Consider the following 25,487-nt stretch of genomic DNA (forward strand, 5'->3'; position numbering starts at 1 on the left):
GCCGTCAGCCTACCGTTCGTCCTCGACGGCCTCGGACGGAGCCACAGCACCGTCCACCGCCGACGACGCCTCGGCCGCCGCGACCTTGCGCGCCTGCGCCGCCGACTGCCGGGCGACCTTGCGGAGCTTCTTGTCGCTCGTCGCCCGCTCGCCCACGGCACCGGGGGTCCAGGCCTCGATGTCCTCGTCCGAGAACTCCGCCTTGCCTGCGCGGCGCTTCAGGTTCGGCAGCACGGTGCCGTCGGCCAGGCGTCGTGCCGTGATGAGGAACCCGGTGTGCCCGACCATGCGGTGGTCCGGGCGGACGGCGAGACCCTCGACGTGCCAGGTGCGCACCAGGGTCTCGCTCGGCATCGGGTCGGTGAAGCGCCCGGTGTCGCGCAGGGCCTCGGCCGTGCGGGACAGCTGCGTGACGGTCGCGACGTAGCAGACGATGAGTCCGCCGGGCACGAGGGCGTCGGCCGCGGCGTCCACGCACTCCCACGGCGCGAGCATGTCGAGCACGACCCGGTCGACGCTCTGCGGCTCGGTCGCGTCGGGCAGCGACTCGACCAGGTCACCGACCGTGACGGACCAGTTGTCCGGGACGGCCCCGAGGAAGGTGCCGACGTTGCCCTTCGCGATCGCCGCGAACTCCTCGCGGCGCTCGAACGACTGCAGCTGCCCGGTCGGGCCGATCGCGCGGAGCAGGAACAGCGACAGCGCCCCCGAGCCGACGCCGGCCTCGACCACGCGGGCCCCGGGGAAGACGTCCGCGAAGGCCACGATCTGCGCCGCGTCCTTCGGGTAGACGATCGCGGCGCCACGCGGCATCGACATCACGTAGTCGTTGAGCAGCGGACGGAGCGCGAGGTACTCGTCACCGGTGCTCGCCCGGATGACGGAGCCGTCGGGCTGGCCGATGACGTCGTCGTGCCGGAGCACCCCGCGGTGCGTGTGGTACTCACCCGCGGTCTCGAGCGACAGCGTCGTGAGCTTGCCCTTCGGACCGGTCAGCTGCACGCGGTCGCCGGCCCGGAACGGGCCGCGCGGCGGCGTGTGCGGAGCGCCGCCCGCGGTGTGCGGGAGGGCTGCGGTTGGGTCCGCGGTCGGACTGGAGGCGCTGCTCGCGTCCGCCTCGTCGCGTGCGTCGTCGGTGTGGCTCATCGGGTGACCCCTTCGGTGTCCGCAGCGTGCGCCGGGTCCGGCACCGCGCCTCCAGCCCGTGCGGCCAGTGCCGGCGTCGTCAACTCGACCAGCCGGTCGACGTCGACGCCCGCCAGGGTGGTCAGGTGCACGTCGCCGCCGGCGATCTCGGAGAGCGGGACGATGTGCTCGACGGCGACCGTGACGGCGCCGGAGGCGACGGCCGACGCTACGCCGGTGGCGGAGTCCTCGATCGCGACGCACGCGGTGGGCTCGACGCCGAGCTGCGCGGCGGCGGACAGGTACGCGTCCGGGAACGGCTTCGGGCGGTCGACGTCGTCGCCGGCCACGACGACGCGGAAGCCGCGCTCACCCAGGGCCTCGGCGGCGACGAGCGCCATCTTGCGACGAGACATCGTGACCAGGGCGGTCGGGATGCCGCGGGCGTGGAGCTCCTCGACGAGCTCACGGGCACCCGGCCGCCAGGGCAGTTCACCGGCGCGCAGGTGCTCCATCACGTAGTCGGTCATCCACTGGATGATCTCCTCGACCTCCATGTCGACGCCCTTGGCGCGCAGGAGCTCACCGGAGCGCTCGAGGCCGGACCCGACCAGGGACAGGCCGTCCTCGTGGGTCCACTCGGCGCCGTAGCGGTTCGTCAGGTCGACCTGGGACCGCTGCCAGATCGGCTCGGTGTCGATGATCGTGCCGTCCATGTCCCACAGCACGGCTGCGGGCGGGACGAGGGCAGGAGGATGCGCGGTCACGGGCGACGAGTCTACCGGGGCCGTTCCGCTGGGCGCGGACGCGCGCGTGCGCCGACACCCCCTGGGCCTACAGTGGATGCCTGAATCGTGTCCGGCCGGGGGCATCGCTCCCGCCCCGCTCCGCTCCACCACCAGGAGGTCCGCTCCGTGCCACAGCACTCCCCCTTCAGCGACGGTCGCTTGCTCGTCGTCGCCTTCGAGGGCTGGAACGACGCCGGCGAGGCCGCGAGCGGTCTGGCGCGTCGCATCGTCGAGTCGCTCGGGCTCGACGAGCTGCGCGAACTCGACGGCGAGCGGTACGTCGACTACCAGTTCAACCGGCCCACCGTCGGCACCGACGACAACGGCGACCGCGGCGTGCAGTGGCCCCGGATCGTGCTGCACGGCCCCGGTGCCGAGGGGCGTCCGGTCATCGGTGCCACCGGCTCCCCCACCGACCGTGACGTCTTCGTGCTCGTCGGCCCGGAACCCTCGCGCACCTGGCGGGGCTTCTGCTCGGAGATCATCGACCTGGCGGACGTCTACTCGATCGACGCAGTCGTCTTCGTCGGCGCCATGCTCGCCGACGTCCCGCACACCCGGCCGATCTCGGTGTTCGTGTCGAGCGAGAACGCCGGTGTCCGCGCCGCCTTCGACGTCGACAAGTCCTCGTACGAGGGCCCGACCGGCATCCTCGGGGTCCTCGCCGACGCGATGGACAAGGCCGGCCTGACCACGCTGTCCCTGTGGGCGTCGGTGCCGCACTACGTGCACAACTCGCCCTCGCCGAAGGCCACGCTCTCGCTGCTCGACAAGATCGAGGAGCTCACGGACGTCACGGTGCCCCGCGGCTCGCTGCTCGACGACGCCACCGAGTGGGAAGAGGGCATCGACGCCCTCGCCGCCGACGACGAGGACATGGCGTCCTACATCGGGCAGCTCGAGCAGGCGCGCGACACCGTCGACTCGCCCGAGGCCTCGGGCGACGCCATCGCGCAGGAGTTCGAGCAGTACCTCCGTCGCCGTGAGCGCAAGGACGGCAAGGACGGCGGCACCGCCGGTGGCGAGGGGCCTTGGCGGCCCCAGCAGTAGCCGTCACCCGCTGACGGACAGGAGGCACGGTGCCGGCTGGCACCGTGCCTCCTGTGCGTCGGGGGCGTGTGGCGAGTGGCGTGCGGCGAGTGGTCACGAACTGTCGGCTGCGGCCCGCCTCGGCGACGGTTCCTGACCCCTCGGTGGCACGCACGCGACACGTCGCGACCACACGGCGGACGGGAGGCACGGGTCGGCCCCGCCACGGGCCTCCCGTCCGGCGGCCGCGAACGGTCACGACACCCCGCTCACGTGCGGCGAGTGGTCACGAACTGTCGGCTGCGGCCCACCTCGGCGACAGTTCCTGACCCCTCGGCGGCGCACACGCGACGTGTCGCGACCACACGGCGGACGGGAGGCGCGTGTCGGCCCCGCCACGGGCCTCCCACCCGGCGGCCGCGAACGGTCACGACACCCCGCTCACGTCCTGCGAGTGGTCGCGAACTGTCGGCTGCGGCCCGCCCAGGCGACAGTTCCTGACCCCTCGGCGGCACGCACGCGACGTGTCGCGCCCGCGCAGTCAGGCCAGGCGGATGCCGAGCAGCGCGTCGATCAGGTCGATGAGCTCCGGCGTGCACGCCGTGCCACCGGCGATCGCGGTGTCGACCGCGGCGACGGCACCGGGGGTGTCGAGGTCGTCGGAGACCCGCGCACGGATGCGTGCCGCGACGTCCGCCGCGTCGTCGGCGTGCCCGGCGGAGGCTCCCGAGGCCCAGGCGTCCCAGCCGGCGAGCCGCGTCTGGGCGCTCGTCAGCTCGGTGTCGAACCACTCCCAGTCGTCGGAGTACTTGTGCGACAGCAGTGCGAGCCGGATGGCACGGGGGTCGGCGCCGTCGTCGAGCAGCCCGCGCACGGTGACGAGGTTGCCGAGCGACTTCGAGATCTTGGTGCCCTGGTAGGCGATCATCCCGGTGTGCACGAACGCGTTCGCGAGCGGCTGGTGCGCGAGGGCAGCAGCGTGCCCGGCGCTCATCTCGTGGTGCGGGAAGACGAGGTCGCTCCCGCCGCCCTGCACGCTGATCGGCAGCCCGAGGCGGTCACCGGCGATGACGCTGCACTCGATGTGCCAGCCGGGGCGCCCGGGGCCGATCTCGGTGTCCCAGGCCGGCTCGCCGTCACGCGCGGCGCGCCACAGCAGCGGGTCGAGCGGGTCGCGCTTGCCCGGGCGATCCGGGTCGCCGCCGCGTTCGGCTGCGAGGGCCAGCATCGTCTCGCGGTCCAGGCCGCTCTCGTCGCCGAGGGTCCACGCGTCGGTAGGGCGGTTCACGTCGAAGTACAGGTCGTCGCCCTCGGCGCCGTCGGTCGGGACCTCGTACGCGTAGCCGGACTCCTGCAGGAACGAGACCGCCTCGGCGACGCGCTCGACCTCGTCGGTGACGGCCACGAAGTCGTCCGGCGGCAGGATCCGGAGCGACTCCATGTCGCGACGGAACAGGTCGACCTGGGAGGCAGCGAGTTCACGCCAGTCGACACCGTCGCGGGCGGCACGCTCGAGCAGCGGGTCGTCCACGTCGGTGACGTTCTGCGCGTACTCGACGTCGAGCCCGGCGTCACGCCAGGCGCGGCCCAGGGTGTCGAACGCCAGGTACGTCGCCGCGTGGCCGAGGTGCGTGGCGTCGTACGGCGTGATGCCACAGACGTACAGCGCGGCACGGTCCTCGTCGCGGGCGGGGTCCACCGGCTTGCCCGTTGCGGTGTCGTGGACGACCGGTCGGGGCGCGGCGCCGGGGACGTCGGGGACGGATGGGGCCTGCCAGGCCCTCACGGCTGGATCACTCCGAGCGACAACAACACGATGAGCACGATACCGAGTGCGATCCGGTAAACGACGAAGGGCATGAAGCTGCGCTTGCTGATGTAGTTCATGAACGCCGCGATCACGACGAACCCGACCACGAACGCGACGACGGTGGCGATGAGCGTGTCGGCGAGTCCGAACGGCGAGCCGTAGTCGCCGAGGCTCGTCGCGGCCTCGTAGAACCCGGACAGGAACACCGCCGGGATCGCCAGCAGGAACGCGAACCGCGCGGCCGCCGGACGGGTGTACCCGAGGGCGAGCCCCATCGACACGGTCGCGCCGGAACGGGACACTCCGGGGACCAGGGCGAGCATCTGCGCCAGGCCGATGAGCAGACCACCGCGGAACGTCATCTGCTCGATCCGGCGCTCCTTGCGGCCCACCCGGTCGAGCACCCCGAGCACGACACCGAACACGATGAGGACGATCGCGACGATCCAGAGGGACCGGAACGTGGTCTCGATCGAGTCCTTGAGCAGGAGCCCGGCGACCCCGATCGGGATCGTGCCGAGGATCACCAGCCAGCCGAGCCGGACGTCGGGGTCGCCCCTCGGCACGTCACGCTTGACCACCGACCGGAACCACCGCCCGATGATCCGGGTGATGTCCTTCCAGAAGTAGATGAGCACCGCGGTCTCGGTGCCGAGCTGCGTCACGGCGGTGAAGGCCGCGCCGGGGTCCTTCGCGTCGGGCAGGAAGAGCCCCACGATGCGCAGGTGCGCACTGGAGGACACGGGCAGGAACTCGGTGAGCCCCTGGACGAAGCCGAGGAAGATCGCCTCGAGGATGTGCATCGCACGGGCCTTTCGGGGGGAGGTCGGTCAGGGCACCGCCACGACGGCGACCATGAACAATATCAGTACGTGGCGAGCAGGTCGCCGAGCACCCGCCGACCGAACGCCAGCGAGTCGAGCGGCACCCGCTCGTCCACGCCGTGGAACATCGCGGGGAAGTCGACACCGGCCGGCAGCTGCAGCGGCACGAACCCGTACCCCGCGATGCCGAGCGTCGAGAGCGCCTTGTTGTCGGTGCCGCCGGACAGCAGGTACGGCAGGACCGGCGCGCCCGGGTCGTGCCGACCGAGGACGTCGCGGACGGCGTCGACCAGCGGGCCGCCGAAGTCCTGCTCGAGGCCGATGTCGCGGAACGACATGACCACCTCGACGTCGGGCCCGGCGAGCTCCCGCACCCGCTCGAGCACGGCCTCCTCGTCACCCGGCAGGCAGCGGATGTCGACCAGCGCCTCGGCGGCGTCGGGGATGACGTTGTGCTTGTAGCCGGCGGTCAGCACCGTCGGGTTCGACGTGGTGTGCAGCGCGGCGTGGATGAACCGCGACGCCGAGCCGGTGGCCAGCGCGACCTCGTCCGGGCCGGTCACCGTCGGGTCGACCCCGAGGAACCGCGCCACCTCGGCGACCATCGCGTCCGTCGTGGCCGAGAGCCGGACGGGCCACTCCTCGCTGCCGATCCGGGCGACCGCCGCCGCGAGCTTCGTGACGGCGTTGTCGCGGATCACGTGCGAGCCGTGGGCAGCGGTGCCACGCGCGATCAGCTTCACCCACATGAGCGCCTTCTCGCCGGTCTGCAGCAGGTAGGCGCGACGGTCACCGAGCGTGATCGAGTACCCGCCGACCTCGCTGATCGCCGCCGACGCCCCCGCGAAGACCTCCGGGTGCTGGTCGACCACGTGGTGGGACCCCAGGACTCCCCCGGCCTCTTCGTCGGCGAAGTACGCGATCACCAGGTCACGCTCCGGCGCACCGTGCTGTTCGATGACGTCCGCCAGCGACGTGAGCATCATCGCGTCCATGTTCTTCATGTCGACGGCGCCCCGACCCCACAGCGACCCGTCCTTGACCACGCCACCGAACGGGTCGACCGACCAGTTCGCCGGGTCGGCCGGCACGACGTCGAGGTGCCCGTGCACCACGAGCGCCGGCTTGTCACGGTTCCGACCGGGCACCCGCGCCACGACGCTCACCCGGTCCGGCTCCGACTCGAACAACTGCGGCTCGAGGCCCAGCGCGCGGAGCTTGTCCTCGACGTAGTGGGCTGCCTCCGTCTCCCCACGGGACTTCCCCTCGCCCCAGTTCGTCGTGTCGAGGCGGATGAGGTCGCGGGCGATCGCCGCGGTGGCCTCGAGCTCGGGCACGGACTGCGGCTCGGAGGGCTCCGGGTTCGTCATGGCTCCACGGTATCGGTCGGCACCGACCCCGTCGCCGGGACAGCGCGCGCAGGACTCGCCCGGGATGCGCGGCCGTGTTCATCGCGCGTTCAGACCCGTGCTAGTGTCTTCTCTCGGCAGGAACGCCGGGTTCAACCCGGGAAACAGACACCAGACACCCTGTCCGGGTGGCGGAATTGGTAGACGCGCTAGCTTGAGGTGCTAGTGCCCGTATTAGGGCGTAGGGGTTCAAGTCCCCTCTCGGACACAGAAATGCGTGCCCCCTGACCTTTCGGTCGGGGGGCATTTTCTGTTGTGTCTTCCCGGCGAGTGCCGCCATCGCTGCGCTCAGGGCGTCACCGCCTCTGGGGCGCCACTTCGCTTCGCTCAGGGCGACCACGTGCCACTTCGCTGCGCTCAGGGCATTGACGCCGCCGCCTTGCTGCGCTCAGGGCGTTCTCCGTGCAGCGTCGGTGCGTGGGTGGACGCGGGACGTGCGGACTGGAGGCGCGGGGCGGGGCAGCAGCGCGCCTCCAGGCCGGAACGTGCGCGCGTCGCGGGCCGGTGTGACGTTGCGCACTCCGTGTGACGGAACAAGGTCGCACCGAGTGGGCAACGCCGCACCGTGCTGCGAGACCCGCGCGCGCGGTCAGCGCGAGCGGCGCACCCGCCGCACCACCAGCACGACGGCGCCGAGCGCCGCCAGCCAGCCCCAGTTCGCGACCACCGGGTCGAGCACCTGGTGCCGCCAGTCCGACCGACTCGACCCCAGGCGCGACGCAACGGGGTGGTTCCCGCGCTCCGCCGCGACACCGGTCTCGCTGATCACCCGGTCCGGCCGACCCCGGAGCGCATCGGTCACCCGGTGCGTCGCGACGTCCACGCGGTCCCCGACGACGAGCAGCATCCAGTGCGCCAGGCGGCCCTCGCTGAACCGCCGGTAGGCGTACCGCCGGACGATTCCGGCGACACCGTGCAGGGGCTGCGCGGTGCCGAACACCGGCGTCACGTGGGCGTGCTCGATCGAGCGCTCTCGGCCGTGCGCACCGTCCTGCTGCGGCGGGCGGTCCCAGTGGGCTCCGGTGGCCGAACCGGCTTCGCGGGAGAGCTTCGGAACGGACGGCCGGTCCGCGGGGTCGAGGTCGCTCCCCCACCCCGGGATGCGGGCACGGAGTTCCTCGGCCGACGGCACCCGTCGGGGCGGATCGGCGATGTACGGGGTGTGGTCGGACATGTCGGGCCTCCTCACGGCACGACGACGGTCTTGATGCAACCGTCGAGCTTGGACGAGAACAGGTGGTACCCCTCGGCGATGTGCTCGAGGGGGATGCGGTGCGTGATGATGTCGCTCGGCTTGAAGTGCCCCGCCTGGATGTGCTCGAGCAACCGCGGCCACTGGCGCTTCACGTGCGCCTGGTTCGTGTGGATCGTGACGCCCTTGTTCATCGCGTCCCCGAACTTCACCGCGCTCGGGATCGGCCCGTACGCACCGACCGCCGAGACCGTGCCGCCCTTGCGGACGCCGTCGATCGCCCAGTTGAGCGCCGTCGGGGACCCGCCCTGCAGCTTCAGCTTCGAGGCGGTGACCTGCTGGGTGAAGTTGCCGTCCGCCTCGGCTCCGACGGCGTCGATCACGCTGTCCGCACCCAGGAAGTCGGTCTGCTTCTTCATCTCGAGCACGACGTCGTCGACCTCGGCGAAGTTGATCGTCTCGGCGTGCGCGAAGCTCCGGGCCTTCTCGAGCCGGTACTCGAGCTGGTCGACGACGATCACCCGGCCGGCTCCCATGAACCACGCCGACGCCGCGGAGAACAGTCCGACCGGCCCGGCACCGAGCACCACGACGGTGTCGCCCTCGCGGATCGACGCCAGCTGCGCCCCGAAGTAGCCGGTGCTCAGTGCGTCCGTCATGAGGAGGGCGTCGTCGTCGTCGAGCCAGTCCGGGATCACCTGCGGTCCGACGTCGGCGAACGGCACCCGCACGCGCTCCGCCTGCCCGCCGTCGTACCCGCCGGTGGTGTGCGAGTACCCGTAGATCCCGCCGACCGCGGTCGCGTTCGGGTTCACGTTGTGGCAGTTCGCGAAGAGTCCGCGGGCGCAGAACCAGCACGTCCCGCAGAAGATGTTGAACGGGACCATCACGCGGTCCCCGACCGACAGGGTCTCGACGGACGAGCCGATCTGCTCGACCACCCCGATGAACTCGTGGCCGAACGTGTGCCCGACCCGGGTGTCCGGCATCATGCCGTGGTACAGGTGCAGGTCCGACCCGCAGATCGCGGCCCGTTCCACCCGGACGATCGCGTCGTTCGGGTGCTCGATCCGGGGATCCGGCTTCTCCTCGACGCGGATCCGGTAGGGGCCGCGGTACGTCATGGCGCGCATGGACGCTCCTCTCGTTCGTCGCGTCCACGCTGGCGCGCGCCACGTTGGAACGGACCCAGGACCGCAGATGGCGGACAAGCGGTGGGCGTCCGCACCGACGGACCGGAGGCGCGGTGCCAGCTGGCACCGCGCCTCCCGTCCGATCTTTGGGGGCGTCTAGCTCTTCGACGCCTCGACGAAGTTGCGTCGCGGGTCGGTCTCCTTGATGAGCGAGGTCGCGTCGCGACCCGACACGGCACCGGTGATCCAGCCGATGATGATGCGGGCCTTCCGGTTCAGGGTCGGCATCGCGTACACGTGGTACGCGCGGTGCGCGAGCCACGCGAGCAGGTTGGTCATCTTGATGCCCTTGATGTTCGCGGCACCCTTGCCGACACCGTACGACGCGACGGTGCCGATGGAGGGGTGGCGGTACTCCTCGAGCGGCTTGCCGGTGATGGTCGCGACGATGTTGTCGGCGGCCACCACGGCCTGGCGCACGGCGTTCTGCGCGTTCGGCGGGTAGAACGCCGGCTGCTTGTCGGCGGTCAGGTCGGGCACCTGCGCGACGTCACCCAGGCCCCAGACGCCCTCGACGACCTGGTGGGTGTCCTCGGCCTCGACCTGGAGCTTCGCGTTCGCGGCGAGGTGGCCCTTCGGCCCGCGCGGCAGGTCGGAGGCGTCGAGGAGCGGGTTCGGCTTGACGCCCGCGGTCCAGACGAGCAGGCCCGTGGCGAACTCGTCGCCGTCGGAGAACTTGACGACACCGCCCTCTGCGCTCGGCATGGTGGTCTTCAGGCGGACGTCGATGCCGCGGGCGCGGAGCGACTCGAGCGTCCACTTGGACAGCTCCGGGCCGACCTCGGGCGCGACGCGGTCAAGGGCGTCGATGAGCACCCAGCGGGGCTGCTCACCGGCGAGCGACGGGTAGGTCTTGATGGCAGCCTGCGACACGTCGAAGAGCTCGCCGATCGCCTCGACGCCGGTGTAGCCACCGCCGACGAAGACGCTGGTCAGCAGACGGCGACGCTCGTCCTCGTCACGGGTGGCAGCGGCCTTCGCGATGTTGTCGAGGAGCTTGGCGCGCACGTAGGCGGCCTCTTCGACGCTCTTGAAGCCGACGCCGTACTCCTCGAGCCCGGGGGTCGGGAAGGTGCGGGTGACGGAACCGAGGGCGACGACGAGGTGGTCGTAGCCGAGGGTGCGGTCGTCGCCGCCGGCGGTCGCGATCGAGACGGTCTTGTCCGCCGAGGAGATCGCGGTGACCTTGCCCTGGATCACCCGGGTCTTGCGCAGTGCACGGCGCAGCTCGACGGTGACGTCCTTCGGCGCGATGTGGCCACCGGCGACCTCGGGCAGGAACGGCAGGTACGTGTAGTAGGTGTTCTGGTCCACGAGGGTGATGCGCATGGGCACCGTGGCCGCGTGCTTCTGGAGCTGCTTGACCGTGGTGTAGCCAGCGGAGCCGCCGCCGAGGACGAGGACGTGAGGGATCGAGTCTGCCATTCCTCCGGTCTACCGGACTTTGGCTTGGCGCGTCATGAGTTCCGCGGCCTGTCGCGGAGCCGCCACCACGCGGTCTCGGCCAGTTCGGGTCCGGTGAACACCCCGTGCGGGGTGCGGCGGGACTCGGTGAGCGAGAAGCGGCGCAGTCGGTAGCCGCCGCCGAAGCGGTCGATGATCGCCTCGGGTGACGCCTCGGGGTCGCGCTTGACGTACCAGGTGCGGTCGTCGACCGGCTCGATCACGCCGCGGTCACCGTCGTCCGCCGATGCGGGAGCGCAGGATGTCGATGCGCTTCTGGATCTGCTCGATGCTCGCCTGCGCCACGGCCGGGCCACCGCTGATCCGTCGGAGTTCGGCGTGGATCGATCCGTGCGGTTCGTTCGAGTGGCGGGACCAGATCGACACGAGCCGGGCGAGCTCGGTGCGCTGCTCCTTGATCGTCATGTACATCGGTCGGTCGGGCTCGGGCGGCTTCGGCATGCCGTCCTTGGCCGTGCGGCCCTTGGAACGCTTCGCCTGCGTCGCCTGTCGCGCGCGCAGGAGGTCGCGCACCTGGTCGGGTTCGAGGAGCCCGGGGATGCCGATGAAGTCGAGCTCCTCGAGGGAACCGACCTCGCCGCCGGTGCCGAACTCACCGCCGTCGTAGAGGACGCGGTCGAAGGACGCCTGCGAGTCGAGCGCCTCGAACGGCTGGACCTCGAGCAGGCTCTCGGACGCGCGGTCTTCCTTGTTGGCCTCGGCGACCATCGCGTCTTCGGGGTTGTACATGCCGTCGTCGGCGTCCTTCGGGCGGTCGAGGGCGTGGTCGCGCTCGAGCTCGAGGGTGGCGGCGAGGGCCATCAGGCCGGGGACGCTCGGCAGGAAGACGCTCGCGGTCTCACCGCGGCGACGGGCACGCACGAAGCGGCCGATCACCTGGGCGAAGAACAGCGGCGTGCTCGCGCTCGTGGCGTAGACGCCGACGCAGAGCCGTGGGACGTCGACGCCCTCGGAGACCATGCGGACGGCGACCATCCAGCGCGAGGTGTCGTCGGCGAACGCGCTGATGCGGCTCGACCCGGCGGCTTCGTCGGACAGCACCACGGTGGGACGCTCCCCCGTGATCTGCTGCAGGATCCGGGCGTAGGCGCGCGCCGTGGTGGTGTCGGTGGCGATGACCAGACCGCCGGCGTCGGGCACACCACGACGGACCTCGGTCAGGCGCTTGTCGGCGGCGGAGAGCACGGCCGGCATCCACTCGCCCTCGGGTGACAGCGCGGTGCGCCAGGCCTGGGCCGTGATGTCCTTCGTGACCTGCTCGCCCAGGGACGCCGACATCTCGTCGCCCATCCGGGTCTTCCAGCGCATCTGGCCCGCGTAGGCCATGAACAGCACCGGGCGGACGACGCCGTCCTTCAGCGCTCGGCCGTAGCCGTAGTTGTAGTCGGAGATCGAGGTGCGGATGCCCTGCTCGTCGGGGGCGTACTGCACGAACGGGATCGGTGCGGTGTCGGACCGGAACGGGGTCCCCGACAGCGAGAGCCGGCGGGTGGCGCCGGAGAACGCCTCTCGGATGCCGTCGCCCCACGTCAGGGCGTCGCCACCGTGGTGGACCTCGTCGAGGACGACCAGGGTGCGGCCGCCCTCGGTGATGCGCTTGTGCACCTCGGGGTTCATGCCGACCTGGGCGTACGTGATCGCGACGCCCTGGTAGTGCCGGCCGAACATGCCGTCGCCGTTCTTGAACATCGGGTCGATCCGGATGCCCACACGGTCGGCGGAATCGGCCCACTGGCGCTTCAGGTGCTCGGTCGGGGCCACGACGACGATGCGGTCGACGGTGCCGCGGGCGAGGAGCTCGGTCGCCAGACGCAGCGCGAAGGTGGTCTTGCCGGCACCGGGGGTCGCGGCCGTGAGGAAGTCGCGGGGTTCCTTCTCGAAGTACTTGGTGAGCGCTTCGATCTGCCAGGCGCGGAGCTTCGAGGCCGTGCCCCAGGCGGCCCGGTCCGGGAACGCCGGCGACAGGTGCTGGACGGCCGAGTTGCCGGCCGCTTCGGCCAGGGCTGCGGCGTCGGCTTCGTCACGGGCGGCGTCACCCTGCGCCTGCGCCGTCTGGTACGCCTGGGTTTGGTGCGCCTGGCTGCCGTCGTGCGTCGACGACGATCCGCCTGCGCCGGACTGGTCGTCACCCGACTCCGCCCACAGCGTGGCGGGCTGCTGGTCTTCGTACTCCGCTGCGCTCACTGAACCCGATTCTACCGCCACCGTCAGTCCTGCCGAGCGTGCGGGACGCCGCCGTCAGGGGTCCGGCGGACCAGGGATGCCGGTCGCAGCACGCCGGCGCCGAAGCGTGCGGCGACCGCGTCGACCGTGGTCTCGGTGTCGCGCCACGGCGCGTCGTCGTCCCACAGGGCGTTGCTCGCGGCCGCGGGCACGAGGTTCTCGCCGCGCACCCCGATCAGCCGGATCTGGTTGCCCGGTCGGTGCAGCACGTCGTACAGCTCGACGGCTTCGCGGTGCAGGCGCTTCGCGACGTCGGTGGGCTCCGCCAGCGTGCGCGACCGGGTCAGGGTGGTGAAGTCGGTGTACCGGACCTTGAGCGCCACGGTCCGGGCCTGCACGTCGGCCTGGCGCAGACGGACGGCGACCTTGTCGGCCAGGCGCAGGAGTTCACGGGCGACGTCGTCGCGCTCGGTCAGGTCGCGGCCGAACGTGACCTCGTGCCCGATCGACTTCTCGCCGACGCCGGTGTCGACCACGCGCGGGTCGCGGCCCCAGGACAGGTCGTGCAGCCGCTGCCCGCCGGCCGGGCCGAGTGCCGACACCAGCGACCCGAGCGGGGTGTTCGCCAGGTCGCCGACCGTGCGGATGCCCCGGCGTTCGAGCGTCTCCTGCGTCTTGCCGCCGACGCCCCAGAGCGCGGACACGGGCTGCGGGTGCAGGAACGCCACGGTGTCGGCGGCGGGCACCACGAGCAGGCCGTCCGGCTTCGACCGGCTGGACGCGAGCTTCGCGACGAACTTCGTCGATGCCGCGCCGACGGAGCAGTGCAGACCGGTCTCGGCGAAGACCGTGCGGCGGATCGCCTGGCCGATCTGCCACGGGGTGCCGTACATGCGGAGGGCGCCGGCGACGTCGAGGAACGCCTCGTCGATGCCGAGGCGCTCGACCCGCGGGGTGAACCGGTCGAAGATCGCCATCACCGCGGCGGACTTCGCACGGTACTTCTCGAAGTGCGGCTCGACGATGACGGCGTTCGGGCAGCGGCGCTTGGCGACGGCCATCGGCATCGCGGAGTTGACCCCGTAGCGACGGGCTTCGTAGGTGGCGGCGGTGACGACGGAGCGGTCGGAGTCGTGTCCGACGATGACCGGCAGCCCCACCAGGTCGGGGCGGTCGAGCAGTTCGACGGAGGCGAAGAAGGCGTCCATGTCGACGTGCAGCACGGTCGCCGAGACGTCGTCCACCGGTGCGTCGGAGACGAGGCGGTTCCGTCCGTCCTGCTTGCTCACACCGAGATGATGCCAGGCACCGCCGACATCGCCGTGCCCGGGCGTGCTCACGGCCGCTCGGTGCGAGGTTCGTCCCGTCGTGCGGGGTTGCTCGCCCACCACCAAGTGCGGAACCTCGCACCGGAGCGCCCCGGAGCGCAACGCCTCGCACCGTGCGAGCGCAGCGCTCAGCCGAGCGGGCCGAGCACCGACGCGGCGATCGTCCGCGCCGCGGAGTCCCGCGACGACGGGTGGTACTGCCCCGCCCGGACGTCCCGCGCCAGCCGCGCGAGCTCGCTCGACGACCGGAACGCCGAGCCGCCGACGACGCGCATGGCCTCGTCCACGACGTGCTGCGCCGTGTCCACCACGCGCGCTTTGGTGCCGACGAGCAGCGGGAACCAGCGGCCTCCGAGGTCGTCGAGCTCGTCGACCGACCGCGCCAGCGAGTCGACCTGCAGCGTGATCGCGTCGACCGAACCGCGCAGGTCGGCGATCGCCCGGCGCACGTCGGGGTCCTGGGACCGCGGGGTGCCGTCGGCCCCGGTGCGCCCCGCCACGGCGGCCGTCGCGAGCGTGATCGCCCGCTCTGCGACCCCCACGTACACCGAGGCGATGAGGAGCTCGAACGACGCGAAGATGCCGAACACGAGCGGGTCCTGGTTCGGCCCGACCGGCAGCGACCGGACGATGCGGTCGGCGGGGACGTGCACGCCGTGCAGCTTCGTGGTGCGGCTCTGCGTCGCACGCATCCCGAGCGTGTCCCAGTCGTCCAGGTGCTCGACGTCGCCGTCGGACCGCAGGACGAACCCGTGCACGAGCCGTGGCTCCGGCTCCGAGCTGTCCTTGCCGAAGACGCTCATGACGTCCCACGCCGGTGCGAGCGACGTGAAGACCTTCGTGCCGGTGAACCGGTACCCGCCGTCGCCGTCCGGCTCCGCCGTCGTCGACGAGTCGAACAGCACGGCGTCGTTGCCGGGTTCGCTCACCCCGAATGCGAGCAGGTGGTCGTCCGCAGCGTGGTCGGTGACGGCCTGGAGGAACGACTCGCCTCGCGTACGGACGGCGCGGGCCGCCTGCACCCACACCTGGTGCATGCCGAGACCGAGTGCCGTCGCCGGTGCGGCCTGGGCGAGGCCGCGCTGCACCCGCGCGGTGGCGCGGAGGCCGAGGCCCGCCCCGCCCTGCTCGACGGGCACGCCGATCCGCAGGTAGCCAGCGGCGCGCAGCTCGTCGAGGTCCTCGGTGCAGAACGCGTTCGCGGCGTCGTAGCCGGGGGCGCGCTCGGCGATGCGGCTGAGCAGCTCGTCCGGCACCGACCAGCCGACGGCGTCCGTGTTGGCCTTCGTCATGCCACGAGACTAGGGTCCGGGACGTGTCAGATCGTCATCCTTGGACCAGGTACGTCGCGATCGGTGACTCGTTCACCGAGGGCATCGGGGACCCCGACCCCACCGTCCCGGGCGGCAACCGCGGCTGGGCGGACCGCGTCGCCGAGGTGCTCGCACACCAGACCGACGACTTCGCCTACGCGAACCTCGCGATCCGCGGGCGGTTGCTGCAGCAGATCATCGACGAGCAGGCCGAGGCCGCCGTCGCCCTCCACCCGGACCTCATCACGGTGTCCGCCGGCGGCAACGACATCATCCGCCCCGGCTCGGACCCCGACGAGCTCGCCGAGCGCGTGGACCGGCTCGTCGCCGACCTGCGCCGCGACGGAGCCACCGTCGTGCTCTTCACCGGCCCGGACGTCGGGATGACCCCGGTGCTCGGCATGGTCCGCGGCAAGACGGCGATCTACAACGAGAACCTGCACGCCATCGCTCTGAAGCACGGCGCCCTGGTGGCGAACATGTGGGCGCTCCGCGTGCTCCGGGACCCGCGGATGTGGGCTCCCGACCGGCTGCACCACTCCCCGATGGGCCACTCGACGATCGCCGCGGCGGTGCTCGACACCCTCGGTGTGCCGCACGGGCTCGAACCGTTCAACCCGGATCCGCTCGAGGCGCGGCCGTGGCGCGAGGCCCGCGCCGAGGACCTCGGCTGGGCCAGGGAGTACCTGGTGCCGTGGGTGGTCCGGCGCATCAAGCACACCTCGTCCGGCGACGGGGTGTCGGCGAAGCGGCCCGAGCTGCAGATCGTGACCGAGCACCCCTCCGACACCCCGTAGACGCAACGCGGCGCGGAGCCGCGGGCCCTCAGTCCGCGGGGCGCCGCAGCGTGAGCGGTCCGTCGTGCAGCGGCTCGGTCTGCCAGCTCGTCGTCGTCGATCCCGTCGCGGGGTCGATCCGGACGTGCGCCAGGTGCGGGGTCTCGACGAACCGCACGTCGACTCGGACCGTCCCGTCGTCCGCGACGGCACCGCTCGCGGCGAGCGGGCCCTCCACGGCCCACTCCCCCTGCCCGACCGGCACCGACAGGGAGCCGCCGTCGACGTCGAGCGTGAGTCGCCACCCGTCGCCGTCGCTGGCCAGCGGACCGACGTCGGCGAGGCCCTGCAGCGGACCACCGTCCACGGCGGGCAGTCCCAGGGAGGTGAGCCGGGCCTCCAGGGCGGATGCCGAGGACGCGTCGGACGCGCGGTCGACGGCGGGCAGCAGGTGCTGCCAGACCGCGTCGAGGACGGCCTGCATGTCGAGGCTCTGGCCGGTCATCGCGAGGACGACGTCCTGCTCCGGCAGGACGACGCAGAACTGGCCGTAGGCGCCGTCGCCGCGGAAGCCGTGGCGGGCCATCCAGAACTGGAAGCCGTAGCCCTGGGACCAGTCGGGGTTGGCCTCGTCCGGGTTGGCGACCTGGGTGCTGGTGGCCTGCTCGACCCAGTCGGCGTCGAGGATCCGCTCGCCGTCCCAGACGCCTCCCTGCAGGTACAGCTGGCCGAGCTTGGCGACCGCGTCGGTCGGCGCGTAGCACCCGCTGTAGCCGAGCTCCGCGCCGGTGTCGTCGCGGCGCCAGGCGAGGTCGTCGATGCCGAGCGGGTCGAGAAGGTGCGGGCGGAGCCACGCGACGAGGGACCCGCCAGTCACCCGCCGGACGATCTCGGCGAGGGTGTACGTGCACGGCTGGTTGTATGCGAAGACCGTGCCGGGCTCCTCGTCCGGCGGGAGCAGCAGGAACCCGCGCACCGTGTTCGTCGGGTCGAGGGCCCGGGCGCGGTCGATCGTCTCCTCGCGGTGGCCGCTCGCCATCGCGAGCAGGTGCCGGACGCGGATGCGGCGGCTGCGTTCGTCGGTGACGTCGGCGTCGAGCTCCGGGAAGTACGACAGCACGGTCGCGTCGAGGTCGATCAGGCCCGCACGGACGGCGATGCCGACCCCGGCGGCGGTGAAGCTCTTGCTCAGCGAGTAGAGCAGGTGCACGCGGTCCGCGGCGTAGGGCTGCCACCAGCCCTCGGCCGCGACCTGGCCGTGCCGCAGCAGCATGATGCTGTGCGGCTCCACGCCGGGCGTGGACTCGAGGGCGTCGAGCAGGGCGGTCACGCCGCCGGGATCGATGCCGAGGGCGGCAGGGGTGGTCCGGGGGAACGTCGTCATCGTCGTCACCCGACCGACTCTACGGTCGGCGGACGACAGGCGTCACGCCCCCTGGAACGGGTTCGTCCAGCGCCACCAGACGCCGGGGTCGTCGATCGTGCGTTCGAGCACGAGCGGCACCGTGACCGGGTCGTGGTCGGAGATGCGGAACCGCACCTGCCCGACCCGCTCACCCTTCGTGCCGAAGGTCACCTGCTCGAGCTTCGCCTTCGCCGTGACGGTGGTCTTGCCCCACACGAGCACCTCGGCGGCCTTCGTCGTGACCGCGTCGGCCTCGTCCTGCCACGGGGTCGAGAAGGTGCCGAACGTCTGCCCCTGGTGCGTGAGCGTCACCACCTGGAAGTTGTCCGCCACGGACCGCAGCAACCGCTGCACGTCCACGTCGAGGGAGTCGTGGTCGACACCGCCGAGCATCACCCCGACGACGGTGACGTCCTTGCCACCGCGCTCGTACGTCGCCGCGAACAGCAGACAGGCGCCGGCTTCGTCGAGGGTGCCGGTCTTGATCCCCTCGATGCCGTCGAGCCCGAGGAGCTTGTTCGAGTTCTCGATCTCGCCGACCGTCGGGATCGTGACGTCCTGGGTGCCGACGATGTCCTTCACGACCGGGTTCGCCAGCGCGAGCTGCCCGAGCTCGACCAGGTCCGTGGCGGTCGAGGTGTTGTCCGGGTCGAGGCCGGTCGGCTCGTGGATCGTGGTGTCGTCCAGGCCGTGTTCGTCGAGCCAGTCGTTCGCCGCGTGCTCGTAGGCGGCGATCGAGCCGAAGGCCCAGATGGCGAGCGCGCCGGCGTAGTTGTTCGCCGACTTCATGAGCATCACCTGGAACGTCTGGTGCTCGGTGAGCTTCAGGCCGGCGGGCATCGGGGCGACCTCGCCGTTCTGCGCCGCGTACTTGGCGTACAGGCCCTCCATCTGTTTCGTGAAGCGGATGGACGGACCGGACTCCCCCACGGCCATCGGCTTCTCGTCGAGCACCACGAGCGCCGTGACGACCTTCGTGATGCTCGCGATCGACCGGGGTTTCGTGTCGCCGCTGGTGCGCAGGCTCTCCGGGAAGTCCGTCGCTTCGACCGCCGTCGCGCCGTACCCGGGGAAGCTCAGCGCCGGGACGGTCGTCTTCGGTGCCGAGTACGTCGTGGTGCTGGCGCTCGCCGGGCCGAACGGCACGACGGCCGCGGCGACGAGGTACCCGGCCACCAGGAGCAGGACGGCGACCACCGAGATCGTGACCGGCCTCCGGACGGCGGAGCGGGGGCGGCGGACGACTCGTGACACGGGACCCGAGCGTACCGGTCCGCTCCTAGGCCGAGGCTGCGACCGGCTGGTCGGGCTGGCGTTCCGGAGCAGGAGCCGGGGTCGCTGCGCCGCCGGCGTCGGTCGCGACGACCGGGTCGGCCGAAGCGGCCGGGTCGGACGAGCCTGCCGAACCGGCCGAGCCCGTCGTCTCGGGCAGGGCGAAGGTCAGGCGGCGGGACAGGTACGCGAACACCGGACCGAGCGCGTTCATCAGCACGACCGACACCCAGGCCGCCCAGGCGTTCCCCGGGTCGAAGCCGAAGCCGCCGAAGCACGTCGCGAAGAACGAGGCGAACCCGAGGAACATCCCCGGGACGAGCCCGAACAGCTTCGTGCGACCCGTGTACATCAGGGCGCAGTTCACGACGAGGATGAGCAGCGCCAGCACGGTGTTCTGCGCCGCCTGCCCCTCGCCGAACAGCGTGCCGAACCGCTGGTCGAGCAGGACGATGACCAGGCCGAACGCCGAGCCGATCGGCATCGCGGCCCACAGGCGCGTGGCGTTCCGCAGCGTCGGCTTGCTGCCGAGCAGGAACATCCCCGCCCAGCTGATGAAGATCGCCCAGGTCGGCAGGTGCAGGGCGTTGCCCCCGATGAACGCCGTGGCACCGGCCAGGACGGAGGCGACGATCTCGTGCGGGATCCGTTCACGCATGGCTGAGTTCCTTCGATCGGTTCGTGGTGCGGCTGGTGGTGAGGCGGGTGGTCCGGGTGGTCTCGGCGACGACCCGGCCGCGCTTGAGGACGAGGGCGCGGTCCGGCCGGTCGAGCAGGACGCCGTCCGGGTCGGTGGTGGAGAGCACCACGAGGTCGGCGGCGGCACCGGGCCGGATGCCGTGGGTGTCCGCGACGCCGACGACCTCGGCCGCCCCCGTGGTGGCCATGGCGAGCACCCGTCGCAGGTCGTCCGGGCCGGACAGGTGCCCGGTCTGCGCCAGGAGCAGCCCGACGTCGAGCAGGTCGGCGTTGCCGAACGGGGTGAAGGCGTTCCGGACGTTGTTCGACGCGTACGCGCTCGTGACCCCGGCGTCCCAGAGTTCGCGGACCGGCACGACCCCGCGCCGCACGTCGTGGTCGTCGGACCGTCCCCCCAGGTGCAGGTCGGTCGCGGGCAGCGGCACGACGGCGACCCCGGCCGCGGCCAGGCGATCGAACAGCACCCGGCGCTCGTCGCGGGGCAGGCTCGCGACCGAGGTCACGTGCCCGAGCGCCACCCGCCCCTGCAGCCCGCGGGCGGTCACGCGGTCGGCGATGTGCCCGGCGAGGGCGTACCGCGGGTCGGAGGTGTCGTCGGCGAAGTCGGCGTGCAGGTCGGCCGGCACCCCGAACTCCTCGGCGAGGTCGAGGACGGTCTCGACGTGCTCGTGGCACGCGGCCAGGGTGTGCTCGTTGTACGTGCAGCCCCCGATGACGTCCGCCCCCGCGGCGAGCGCCTGACGGAGCAGCGCGAGGGTGCCCGGTGCCTTGGCGATGCCCTCCTGGGGGAACGCGACGATCTGCAGGTCGAGGGCGTCCCGGTACTCGTCGCGCAGGTCGAGCAGCACCTCGACGCCGGTGAGCCCGACGATCGGGTCGACGTCGGGGTGTGCGCGGACGAGCGTCGTGCCGTTCGTGATGGCCTGGTCGAGCAGGGTGCGGGCGCGGTCGCGGACGGTGGCGTGGGTGAAGCCGCGCTTGAGCTCCCCCGTGACGGCGATGGCGCCGGCGAGGGTGCCGTCGGGGTTCGGGCGTTCCCGGTCGAGCAGGGCCTTGTCGACGTGCAGGTGCGCCTCGATGAGCCCGGGGATGAGCACACGCCCGGCGCAGTCGACCACGCGGGCGGAACCAGCGGGAGCGGCGGCACCGGGCAGCGCGTCGGCCACGCTGACGATCACGCCGTCGGCGATGGTGACGTCGACGGACCGACCGTCGGTGAGCCGTGCGTTGGTGAGGACCAGGTCCACGTCGAACCCCTCTTCCGGTCGGTGCGGGTGGGACGTGCTCCACCATTCGCCCGCCGTGTTTCGGCTTCCGACGCCGCGTGTGACGGCCGTGTAAAAGATGGTCGTACCAATGAACCAAGCAGACCAACCGGCCCTACGGTCGAGGGCATGCACCGTGGACGGACCCTGAGCGCGGCGACCGCCGCCCACCTCGGCACGCTCGTGCTCGACGACCTGCAGCCCGGCGACAAGCTGCCGCCGGAACGCACCCTCGCCGAGGACCTCGCCGTGTCCCGCACGACCATCCGCGAGGCGCTGCAGGAGCTCGAGCGCCGTCGCCTGGTCTCCCGGACCCCTGGTCGTGGCACCGTCGTACTGCCACGGCCGGAGGAAGCGTCCGCCCTGCTCGACCACCACCGCGACGACCTGGACCACCGGGCCGAGCACGTCGCCGAGTTCCGGACCGTCGTGGAGCCGCAGGTCGCCGGACTCGCGGCGGCGCGGGCGGGCGATGCCGACCTGCTCACCCTGGAACGCATCCTCGCTGCGACGCACGCGGGGCTCAGCCCGGAGGAGTCGCTCGCCCAGGACGTCGCCTTCCATGTGCAGGTCGCCCGTACCTCGGGTAACCCCCTGCTCGTCTCCCTGTGCGAGCTCAGCAGCGGCTGGGTGCAGGACGTCCGTGCCCGCTCGCACAGCACCAGCGAGGGGCGCCGGTCGTCGTTCGAGTGGCACGAGCGGATCCTCGACCGGATCCGGGAGCACGACGTCGCGGGCGCGACGCGGGCGATGGCCGACCACCTCGCCGACGTGGCCCACCTGGTCGAACGGAGGACGGACCGATGACCACCACACACCGCACCACTGCACACCAGACCACCGCCCCCGCGGTCCCGACCCTGCAGCCGGGTGCCGGACCCGTCCGCGGCGACCACGCCCTGCCCGTCGACCCGGAGACCGTCCTGTGGGGCCGACTGCCGAGCGACGGTGACACCCCGGCCCTGACGATCGGCCCCGGGGAGTCGGTCACCATCGACACCGTCAGCCACGAGGGGATCCTCCCCGACCAGGGCAGCGACCCCGTCGCCTGGTTCGGCGACCACGGCGTCGCTCCGGAGCACGTCCTCGCCGACGCCGTCGCGATCGCCCGCTCCGGTCACCGCGACCCCGCGTCGGACGGACCGCACGTGGTGTCCGGGCCGATCGCGGTGCGCGGTGCCCGTCCCGGTGACGTGCTGACGATGACGGTCCTCGAGACCCTGCCCCGCGTGCACTACGGCGTCGTGTCGAACCGGCACGGCCGCGGTGCCCTGCACGGTGAGTTCCCGGTCGACGGCACGACGGTGAGCGTCTTCGCCGACGTCGTCGACACCGACCAGGGCCGGCGGGGCCGCATCCCGCTGACCGCCGCCGGCGACCGCTTCGCGCACTTCCCCCTCGCCCCGTTCCTCGGGATCATGGGTGTCGCCACCCCCGGGGAGCGGCTGCACTCCGTCCCGCCCGGTCGCCACGGCGGCAACATCGACGTCAACCTGCTGCAGGCCGGGTCGCAGCTGCACCTGCCGGTGCTCGTCCCCGGCGCGCTCGCCCACGTCGGTGACCCGCACTTCGCCCAGGGCGACGGCGAGGTGGCACTCACCGCGATGGAGGCCTCGCTCCGCGCGACGATCCGCTTCGACCTGACCCCGGCCGCCGAGGCCGCCGCGCGCTTCGGTGACCTGGTCTGGCCCGTCGCCGAGACGCAGGAGTTCCTCGTGCCCACGGGCATGGACCCCGACCTCGACGAGGCCGTCCGGCAGTGCGTCCGGCACGCCGTCGCGATCCTCGGCGCACGCTGGGGCATGGAACGCCACCTGGCGTACGCGTACCTGTCGGCCGCGACCGACTTCAACATCTCGCAGGTGGTGGACCTGGTCACCGGTGTCCACGCCCGCATCCGCAAGGCCGACTTCGAGGAGCCCGCCCGATGACCACGCCCCCCACGTCGACGGCACCCGACGCCGCGCCCGAAGGCCTGCTCGAGGCCCTCGACGCCTACGAGGCCGCCCTGCTGGCGAACGACCTCGACGCCCTCGACACCGCCTTCGTCGACTCCCCCGGCACGATGCGCGGCGACGACCGTGGCCTGCTCGTCGGGCACGACGCGATCAGCGCGTTCCGCGGGGCACGGGGTGGGGTCGCGACCCGGTCGCTGACGCACGTCGAGGTCCGCCCCCTGACCGAGGACCGCGCCCTCGTCGTGTCGGTGTCCCGGTTCGCCGCGGGTGGGCAGGGCCTCCAGACCCAGCTCTGGCGCCGCGACGGCGACACCGGCGAACGCGAGACCAACGACGGCGACACCGGCGCCCGCTGGCGCATCGAGGCGGCCCACGTCACCGGCCGCCCGAAGGCCGTCGACACCACCGTCTGGCGGGCCGTCGGCGACCCGCTCGTCGCCCCCACCGCCTCCGGACCGCTCGACGGCCTGACCGTCGCCGTCAAGGACCTCTACGCCGTCCCCGGCCAGCCGGTCGGCGCGGGCAACCCGACGTACCTGCTCGAGGCACCGGTCGAGACCGCGCCCGCCGCAGCGGTCGCCGCGCTCCTCGCCGCCGGCGCCTCGATCCGCGGGATCGCACGCACCGACGAGTTCGCCTACAACCTGACGGGCCGGAACGCACACCACGGCACGCCGCCGAACAGCGCGGCTCCCACCCGACTGCCTGGAGGCTCGTCCAGCGGATCCGCGTCGGCCGTCGGCCTCGGGACGGCCGAGATCGGGATCGGCACGGACACCGCGGGATCGGTGCGGGTCCCCGCCTCGTACCAGGGACTCTGGGGCCTCCGGACGACCCACGGAACGGTGTCCCGGGACGGGCTGCTCCCGCTCGCACCGTCGTTCGACACCGTCGGGTGGCTCACACGGAGCCCCGGGGTGCTGCTCGCCGCCCTCGACGCCACCGTGCCGCCGCCCGCGCCGGCAGGGGCTTCCGACGCGACCGTGCTCGTCGTCCCCGAGGAACTCGTCGCACTCGTCGAACCGGCCGTCGCCCGGTCCTTCACCGCCTTCGTCGACACACTCGACGAACCCGTCGCGACCGTCCGGCTGCGGGACCTCGGCATCCCGGACCCCGCAGCACTGCAGGAGCAGATGCGGCTCGTCCAGGCCGCCGAGGCACTCGCCGCCCACGGCCCCTGGATCGACGCGCACCCCGGCGCACTGAGCGCCGTCGTCGGTGACCGGTTCCGGGCGGCACGCGCGAACGACCCCGACGCGACCGCCGACGCCGTCGCACGCCTCGACGAGGTGCGTGCGACGATCCGCCGTGCCCTCGCCGGTCGGACGCTGCTGTTCCCGACCGTGCCCGGACCCGCACCGCTGCTCGACGCGGACACCGCTGCGCTCGAGCGCACCCGGACCGCCACCACGGCGATGACCGCGCTCGCGAGCGTCGGCGGCCTGCCCGCGGTGAGCGCACCAGCGCTGACCGTGGACGGCGCGCCCGTCGGCGTATGCCTCGTGGGTGGGCCGGCCACCGACCGCGCCCTGGTGATCCGCGCCGGGCGCATGCTGTCCGACCAGGCCGCCCCGGGCCTCCCGACCGTCTCGGTGGTGCGCTAGGAGGCGAGCCGCCGGGCGTGGGTGACCGCCCACAGACCGACGGCGCTCGCCGCGGCCACGTTGAGCGAGTCGACGCCGTGCGCCATCGGGATCCGGACGGTCGTGTCGGCCGACGCGATCGCGGCCGGCGTCAGTCCCTGCCCCTCGGTGCCCATCACGAGCGCAACCTTCTCGGGCAGGTCCGCCACGAAGGCGTCGAGGTCGATCGACTCGTCGGTCAGCGCCATCGCGGCCAGGTGGAAGCCCTGCGCGCGGAGTTCCTCGCCCGCCGCGGGCCAGTCGCCGATGCGGGTCCACGGCACCTGCAGGACCGTGCCCATGCTCACCCGGACGCTCCGGCGGTACAGCGGATCGGCACACCGCGGGCTGACGAGCACCGCGTCGGCGCCGAGGCCGGCGACGCTGCGGAACACCGCGCCGACGTTCGTGTGGTCGACGATGTCCTCGAGCACGACGACGACCTTCGCGTCCCGCACCACGTCGGCGACGCTCGGCAGCTCGGGGCGCTGCATCGCGGCGATCGCACCGCGGTGCATCCGGAAGCCGGTGAGCTCCTCGAGCAGGGCGTCGGCGCCGACGAAGACCGGCCCGTCGTGCTCCGCGACCAGGGGCAGGACGCTGTCGAGCCACTTCTCCTGTACCAGGATGCTCCGCGGCACGTGCCCGGCGCGGACCGCGCGCTCGATGACCGTGTTCGACTCGGCGATGTACAGGCCGCCCTCGGGCTCCGAGACCCGGCGGAGTGCCACGTCGGTCAGACGGGCGAAGTCGTCGAGGCGGGGATCGTCGAGGGAGTCGATGCGGACGGGGTGCACGGGGCTCGTTTCGGTGTGGTGCGGGGGCGGCGGGTGGGTCCGGCGGGCCGGGGCC

The 25,487-nt window shown here is 72.3% G+C and carries 22 protein-coding genes and 1 tRNA gene; 6 read left to right on the plus strand and 17 right to left on the minus strand.

What is annotated here, in order from left to right; genetic code table 11:
- Nucleotides 1–9: 9 nt before the first annotated feature.
- Together HP445_RS16765 and HP445_RS16770 are read right to left on the minus strand one after the other, a co-directional pair.
- Nucleotides 10–1,146, minus strand: coding sequence for a tRNA (adenine-N1)-methyltransferase (locus HP445_RS16765; protein ID WP_128779934.1), 1,137 nt, complete (start codon nucleotides 1,144–1,146; stop codon nucleotides 10–12).
- A complete protein-coding gene (locus HP445_RS16770; protein ID WP_232750091.1) occupies nucleotides 1,143–1,892 on the minus strand; it encodes an HAD family hydrolase in 750 nt (249 codons plus the stop codon). The genes HP445_RS16765 and HP445_RS16770 overlap by 4 nt, the downstream gene beginning before the upstream one ends.
- Before the next feature lie 147 nt (nucleotides 1,893–2,039).
- On the opposite strand from HP445_RS16770, the gene HP445_RS16775 reads away from it, so the two are divergent.
- Nucleotides 2,040–2,963: a proteasome assembly chaperone family protein gene (locus HP445_RS16775; protein WP_027465645.1), complete on the plus strand. Its 924-nt coding sequence runs from the start codon at nucleotides 2,040–2,042 to the stop codon at nucleotides 2,961–2,963.
- Between the two features lie 520 nt (nucleotides 2,964–3,483).
- Here HP445_RS16775 and mshC read toward each other — a convergent pair.
- The 3 genes from mshC to HP445_RS16790 all read right to left on the minus strand — a co-directional run bounded on the left by mshC (nucleotide 3,484) and on the right by HP445_RS16790 (nucleotide 6,946).
- Nucleotides 3,484–4,728, minus strand: a complete 1,245-nt coding sequence (gene mshC, locus HP445_RS16780) for a cysteine--1-D-myo-inosityl 2-amino-2-deoxy-alpha-D-glucopyranoside ligase (RefSeq protein WP_111046364.1) — start codon at nucleotides 4,726–4,728, stop codon at nucleotides 3,484–3,486.
- Nucleotides 4,725–5,555, minus strand: coding sequence for an undecaprenyl-diphosphate phosphatase (locus tag HP445_RS16785; protein WP_128779935.1), 831 nt, complete (start codon nucleotides 5,553–5,555; stop codon nucleotides 4,725–4,727). Before HP445_RS16785 ends, mshC begins: the two co-directional genes overlap by 4 nt.
- A 62-nt stretch (nucleotides 5,556–5,617) precedes the next feature.
- Entirely contained in the window at nucleotides 5,618–6,946 is a 1,329-nt protein-coding gene (locus HP445_RS16790; RefSeq protein ID WP_128779936.1) for a M20/M25/M40 family metallo-hydrolase, read from the minus strand.
- 161 nt (nucleotides 6,947–7,107) lie between these two features.
- On the opposite strand from HP445_RS16790, the gene HP445_RS16795 reads away from it, so the two are divergent.
- Nucleotides 7,108–7,193: transfer RNA gene (locus HP445_RS16795), tRNA-Leu, on the plus strand.
- A gap of 381 nt (nucleotides 7,194–7,574) precedes the next feature.
- Here HP445_RS16795 and HP445_RS16800 read toward each other — a convergent pair.
- The 7 genes from HP445_RS16800 to HP445_RS16830 form a co-directional block, all read right to left on the minus strand.
- Nucleotides 7,575–8,159 carry a CxxCxxCC domain-containing protein gene (locus tag HP445_RS16800; protein ID WP_128779937.1) on the minus strand — a complete coding sequence of 195 codons (585 nt, stop codon included), beginning with the start codon at nucleotides 8,157–8,159 and terminating at the stop codon, nucleotides 7,575–7,577.
- Between the two features lie 11 nt (nucleotides 8,160–8,170).
- Nucleotides 8,171–9,310 (minus strand): zinc-dependent alcohol dehydrogenase, encoded by a 1,140-nt coding sequence (locus tag HP445_RS16805; RefSeq protein ID WP_111089380.1) that lies wholly within the window; start codon nucleotides 9,308–9,310, stop codon nucleotides 8,171–8,173.
- 156 nt (nucleotides 9,311–9,466) lie between these two features.
- Entirely contained in the window at nucleotides 9,467–10,795 is a 1,329-nt protein-coding gene (locus tag HP445_RS16810; RefSeq protein ID WP_027465651.1) for an NAD(P)/FAD-dependent oxidoreductase, read from the minus strand.
- A 32-nt stretch (nucleotides 10,796–10,827) separates the two neighbouring features.
- Entirely contained in the window at nucleotides 10,828–11,037 is a 210-nt protein-coding gene (locus HP445_RS16815; RefSeq protein WP_017887301.1) for a hypothetical protein, read from the minus strand.
- A gap of 7 nt (nucleotides 11,038–11,044) precedes the next feature.
- Complete coding sequence (locus HP445_RS16820; RefSeq protein ID WP_071403990.1) at nucleotides 11,045–12,835, minus strand: DEAD/DEAH box helicase; 1,791 nt, start codon at nucleotides 12,833–12,835, stop codon at nucleotides 11,045–11,047.
- Nucleotides 12,836–13,041: 206 nt separating this feature from the next.
- Nucleotides 13,042–14,286, minus strand: coding sequence for a DNA polymerase IV (gene dinB / locus HP445_RS16825; protein WP_128779938.1), 1,245 nt, complete (start codon nucleotides 14,284–14,286; stop codon nucleotides 13,042–13,044).
- A gap of 167 nt (nucleotides 14,287–14,453) precedes the next feature.
- Entirely contained in the window at nucleotides 14,454–15,617 is a 1,164-nt protein-coding gene (locus HP445_RS16830; protein WP_128779939.1) for an acyl-CoA dehydrogenase family protein, read from the minus strand.
- 23 nt (nucleotides 15,618–15,640) lie between these two features.
- On the opposite strand from HP445_RS16830, the gene HP445_RS16835 reads away from it, so the two are divergent.
- Nucleotides 15,641–16,435, plus strand: coding sequence for an SGNH/GDSL hydrolase family protein (locus HP445_RS16835; RefSeq protein WP_071244716.1), 795 nt, complete (start codon nucleotides 15,641–15,643; stop codon nucleotides 16,433–16,435).
- Between the two features lie 28 nt (nucleotides 16,436–16,463).
- Here HP445_RS16835 and HP445_RS16840 read toward each other — a convergent pair whose 3' ends face one another.
- The 4 genes from HP445_RS16840 to HP445_RS16855 are packed head-to-tail and all read right to left on the minus strand — an operon-like array spanning nucleotide 16,464 to nucleotide 21,037.
- The gene (locus tag HP445_RS16840) at nucleotides 16,464–17,798 is read right to left on the minus strand and encodes a serine hydrolase domain-containing protein (RefSeq protein ID WP_164941134.1); all 1,335 of its coding nucleotides are present in this window, start codon (nucleotides 17,796–17,798) and stop codon (nucleotides 16,464–16,466) included.
- Between the two features lie 42 nt (nucleotides 17,799–17,840).
- The gene (locus HP445_RS16845) at nucleotides 17,841–19,073 is read right to left on the minus strand and encodes a D-alanyl-D-alanine carboxypeptidase family protein (RefSeq protein ID WP_164941111.1); all 1,233 of its coding nucleotides are present in this window, start codon (nucleotides 19,071–19,073) and stop codon (nucleotides 17,841–17,843) included.
- 25 nt (nucleotides 19,074–19,098) lie between these two features.
- The gene (locus tag HP445_RS16850; protein ID WP_128779942.1) at nucleotides 19,099–19,749 is read right to left on the minus strand and encodes a DUF1097 domain-containing protein; all 651 of its coding nucleotides are present in this window, start codon (nucleotides 19,747–19,749) and stop codon (nucleotides 19,099–19,101) included.
- Nucleotides 19,742–21,037, minus strand: a complete 1,296-nt coding sequence (locus tag HP445_RS16855; RefSeq protein WP_128779943.1) for an amidohydrolase family protein — start codon at nucleotides 21,035–21,037, stop codon at nucleotides 19,742–19,744. The genes HP445_RS16850 and HP445_RS16855 overlap by 8 nt, the downstream gene beginning before the upstream one ends.
- 147 nt (nucleotides 21,038–21,184) lie before the next feature.
- Here HP445_RS16855 and HP445_RS16860 point away from each other — a divergent pair, with 147 nt between their 5' ends.
- The 3 genes from HP445_RS16860 to HP445_RS16870 are packed head-to-tail and all read left to right on the plus strand — an operon-like array spanning nucleotide 21,185 to nucleotide 24,617.
- The gene (locus HP445_RS16860; protein WP_128779944.1) at nucleotides 21,185–21,862 is read left to right on the plus strand and encodes a FadR/GntR family transcriptional regulator; all 678 of its coding nucleotides are present in this window, start codon (nucleotides 21,185–21,187) and stop codon (nucleotides 21,860–21,862) included.
- Entirely contained in the window at nucleotides 21,859–22,986 is a 1,128-nt protein-coding gene (locus tag HP445_RS16865) for an acetamidase/formamidase family protein (protein WP_128779945.1), read from the plus strand. Before HP445_RS16860 ends, HP445_RS16865 begins: the two co-directional genes overlap by 4 nt.
- A complete protein-coding gene (locus tag HP445_RS16870; RefSeq protein WP_128779946.1) occupies nucleotides 22,983–24,617 on the plus strand; it encodes an AtzH-like domain-containing protein in 1,635 nt (544 codons plus the stop codon). The genes HP445_RS16865 and HP445_RS16870 overlap by 4 nt, the downstream gene beginning before the upstream one ends.
- On the opposite strand, the gene HP445_RS16875 is transcribed toward HP445_RS16870, so the two are convergent.
- A complete protein-coding gene (locus tag HP445_RS16875) occupies nucleotides 24,614–25,432 on the minus strand; it encodes a TrmH family RNA methyltransferase (RefSeq protein WP_110864530.1) in 819 nt (272 codons plus the stop codon). The two genes, HP445_RS16870 and HP445_RS16875, sit on opposite strands and share 4 nt — an antisense overlap.
- Nucleotides 25,433–25,487: the final 55 nt, after the last annotated feature.

Origin of the sequence: Curtobacterium flaccumfaciens, from assembly GCF_013359815.1 — a bacterium.
Taxonomy (GTDB): domain Bacteria; phylum Actinomycetota; class Actinomycetes; order Actinomycetales; family Microbacteriaceae; genus Curtobacterium; species Curtobacterium flaccumfaciens.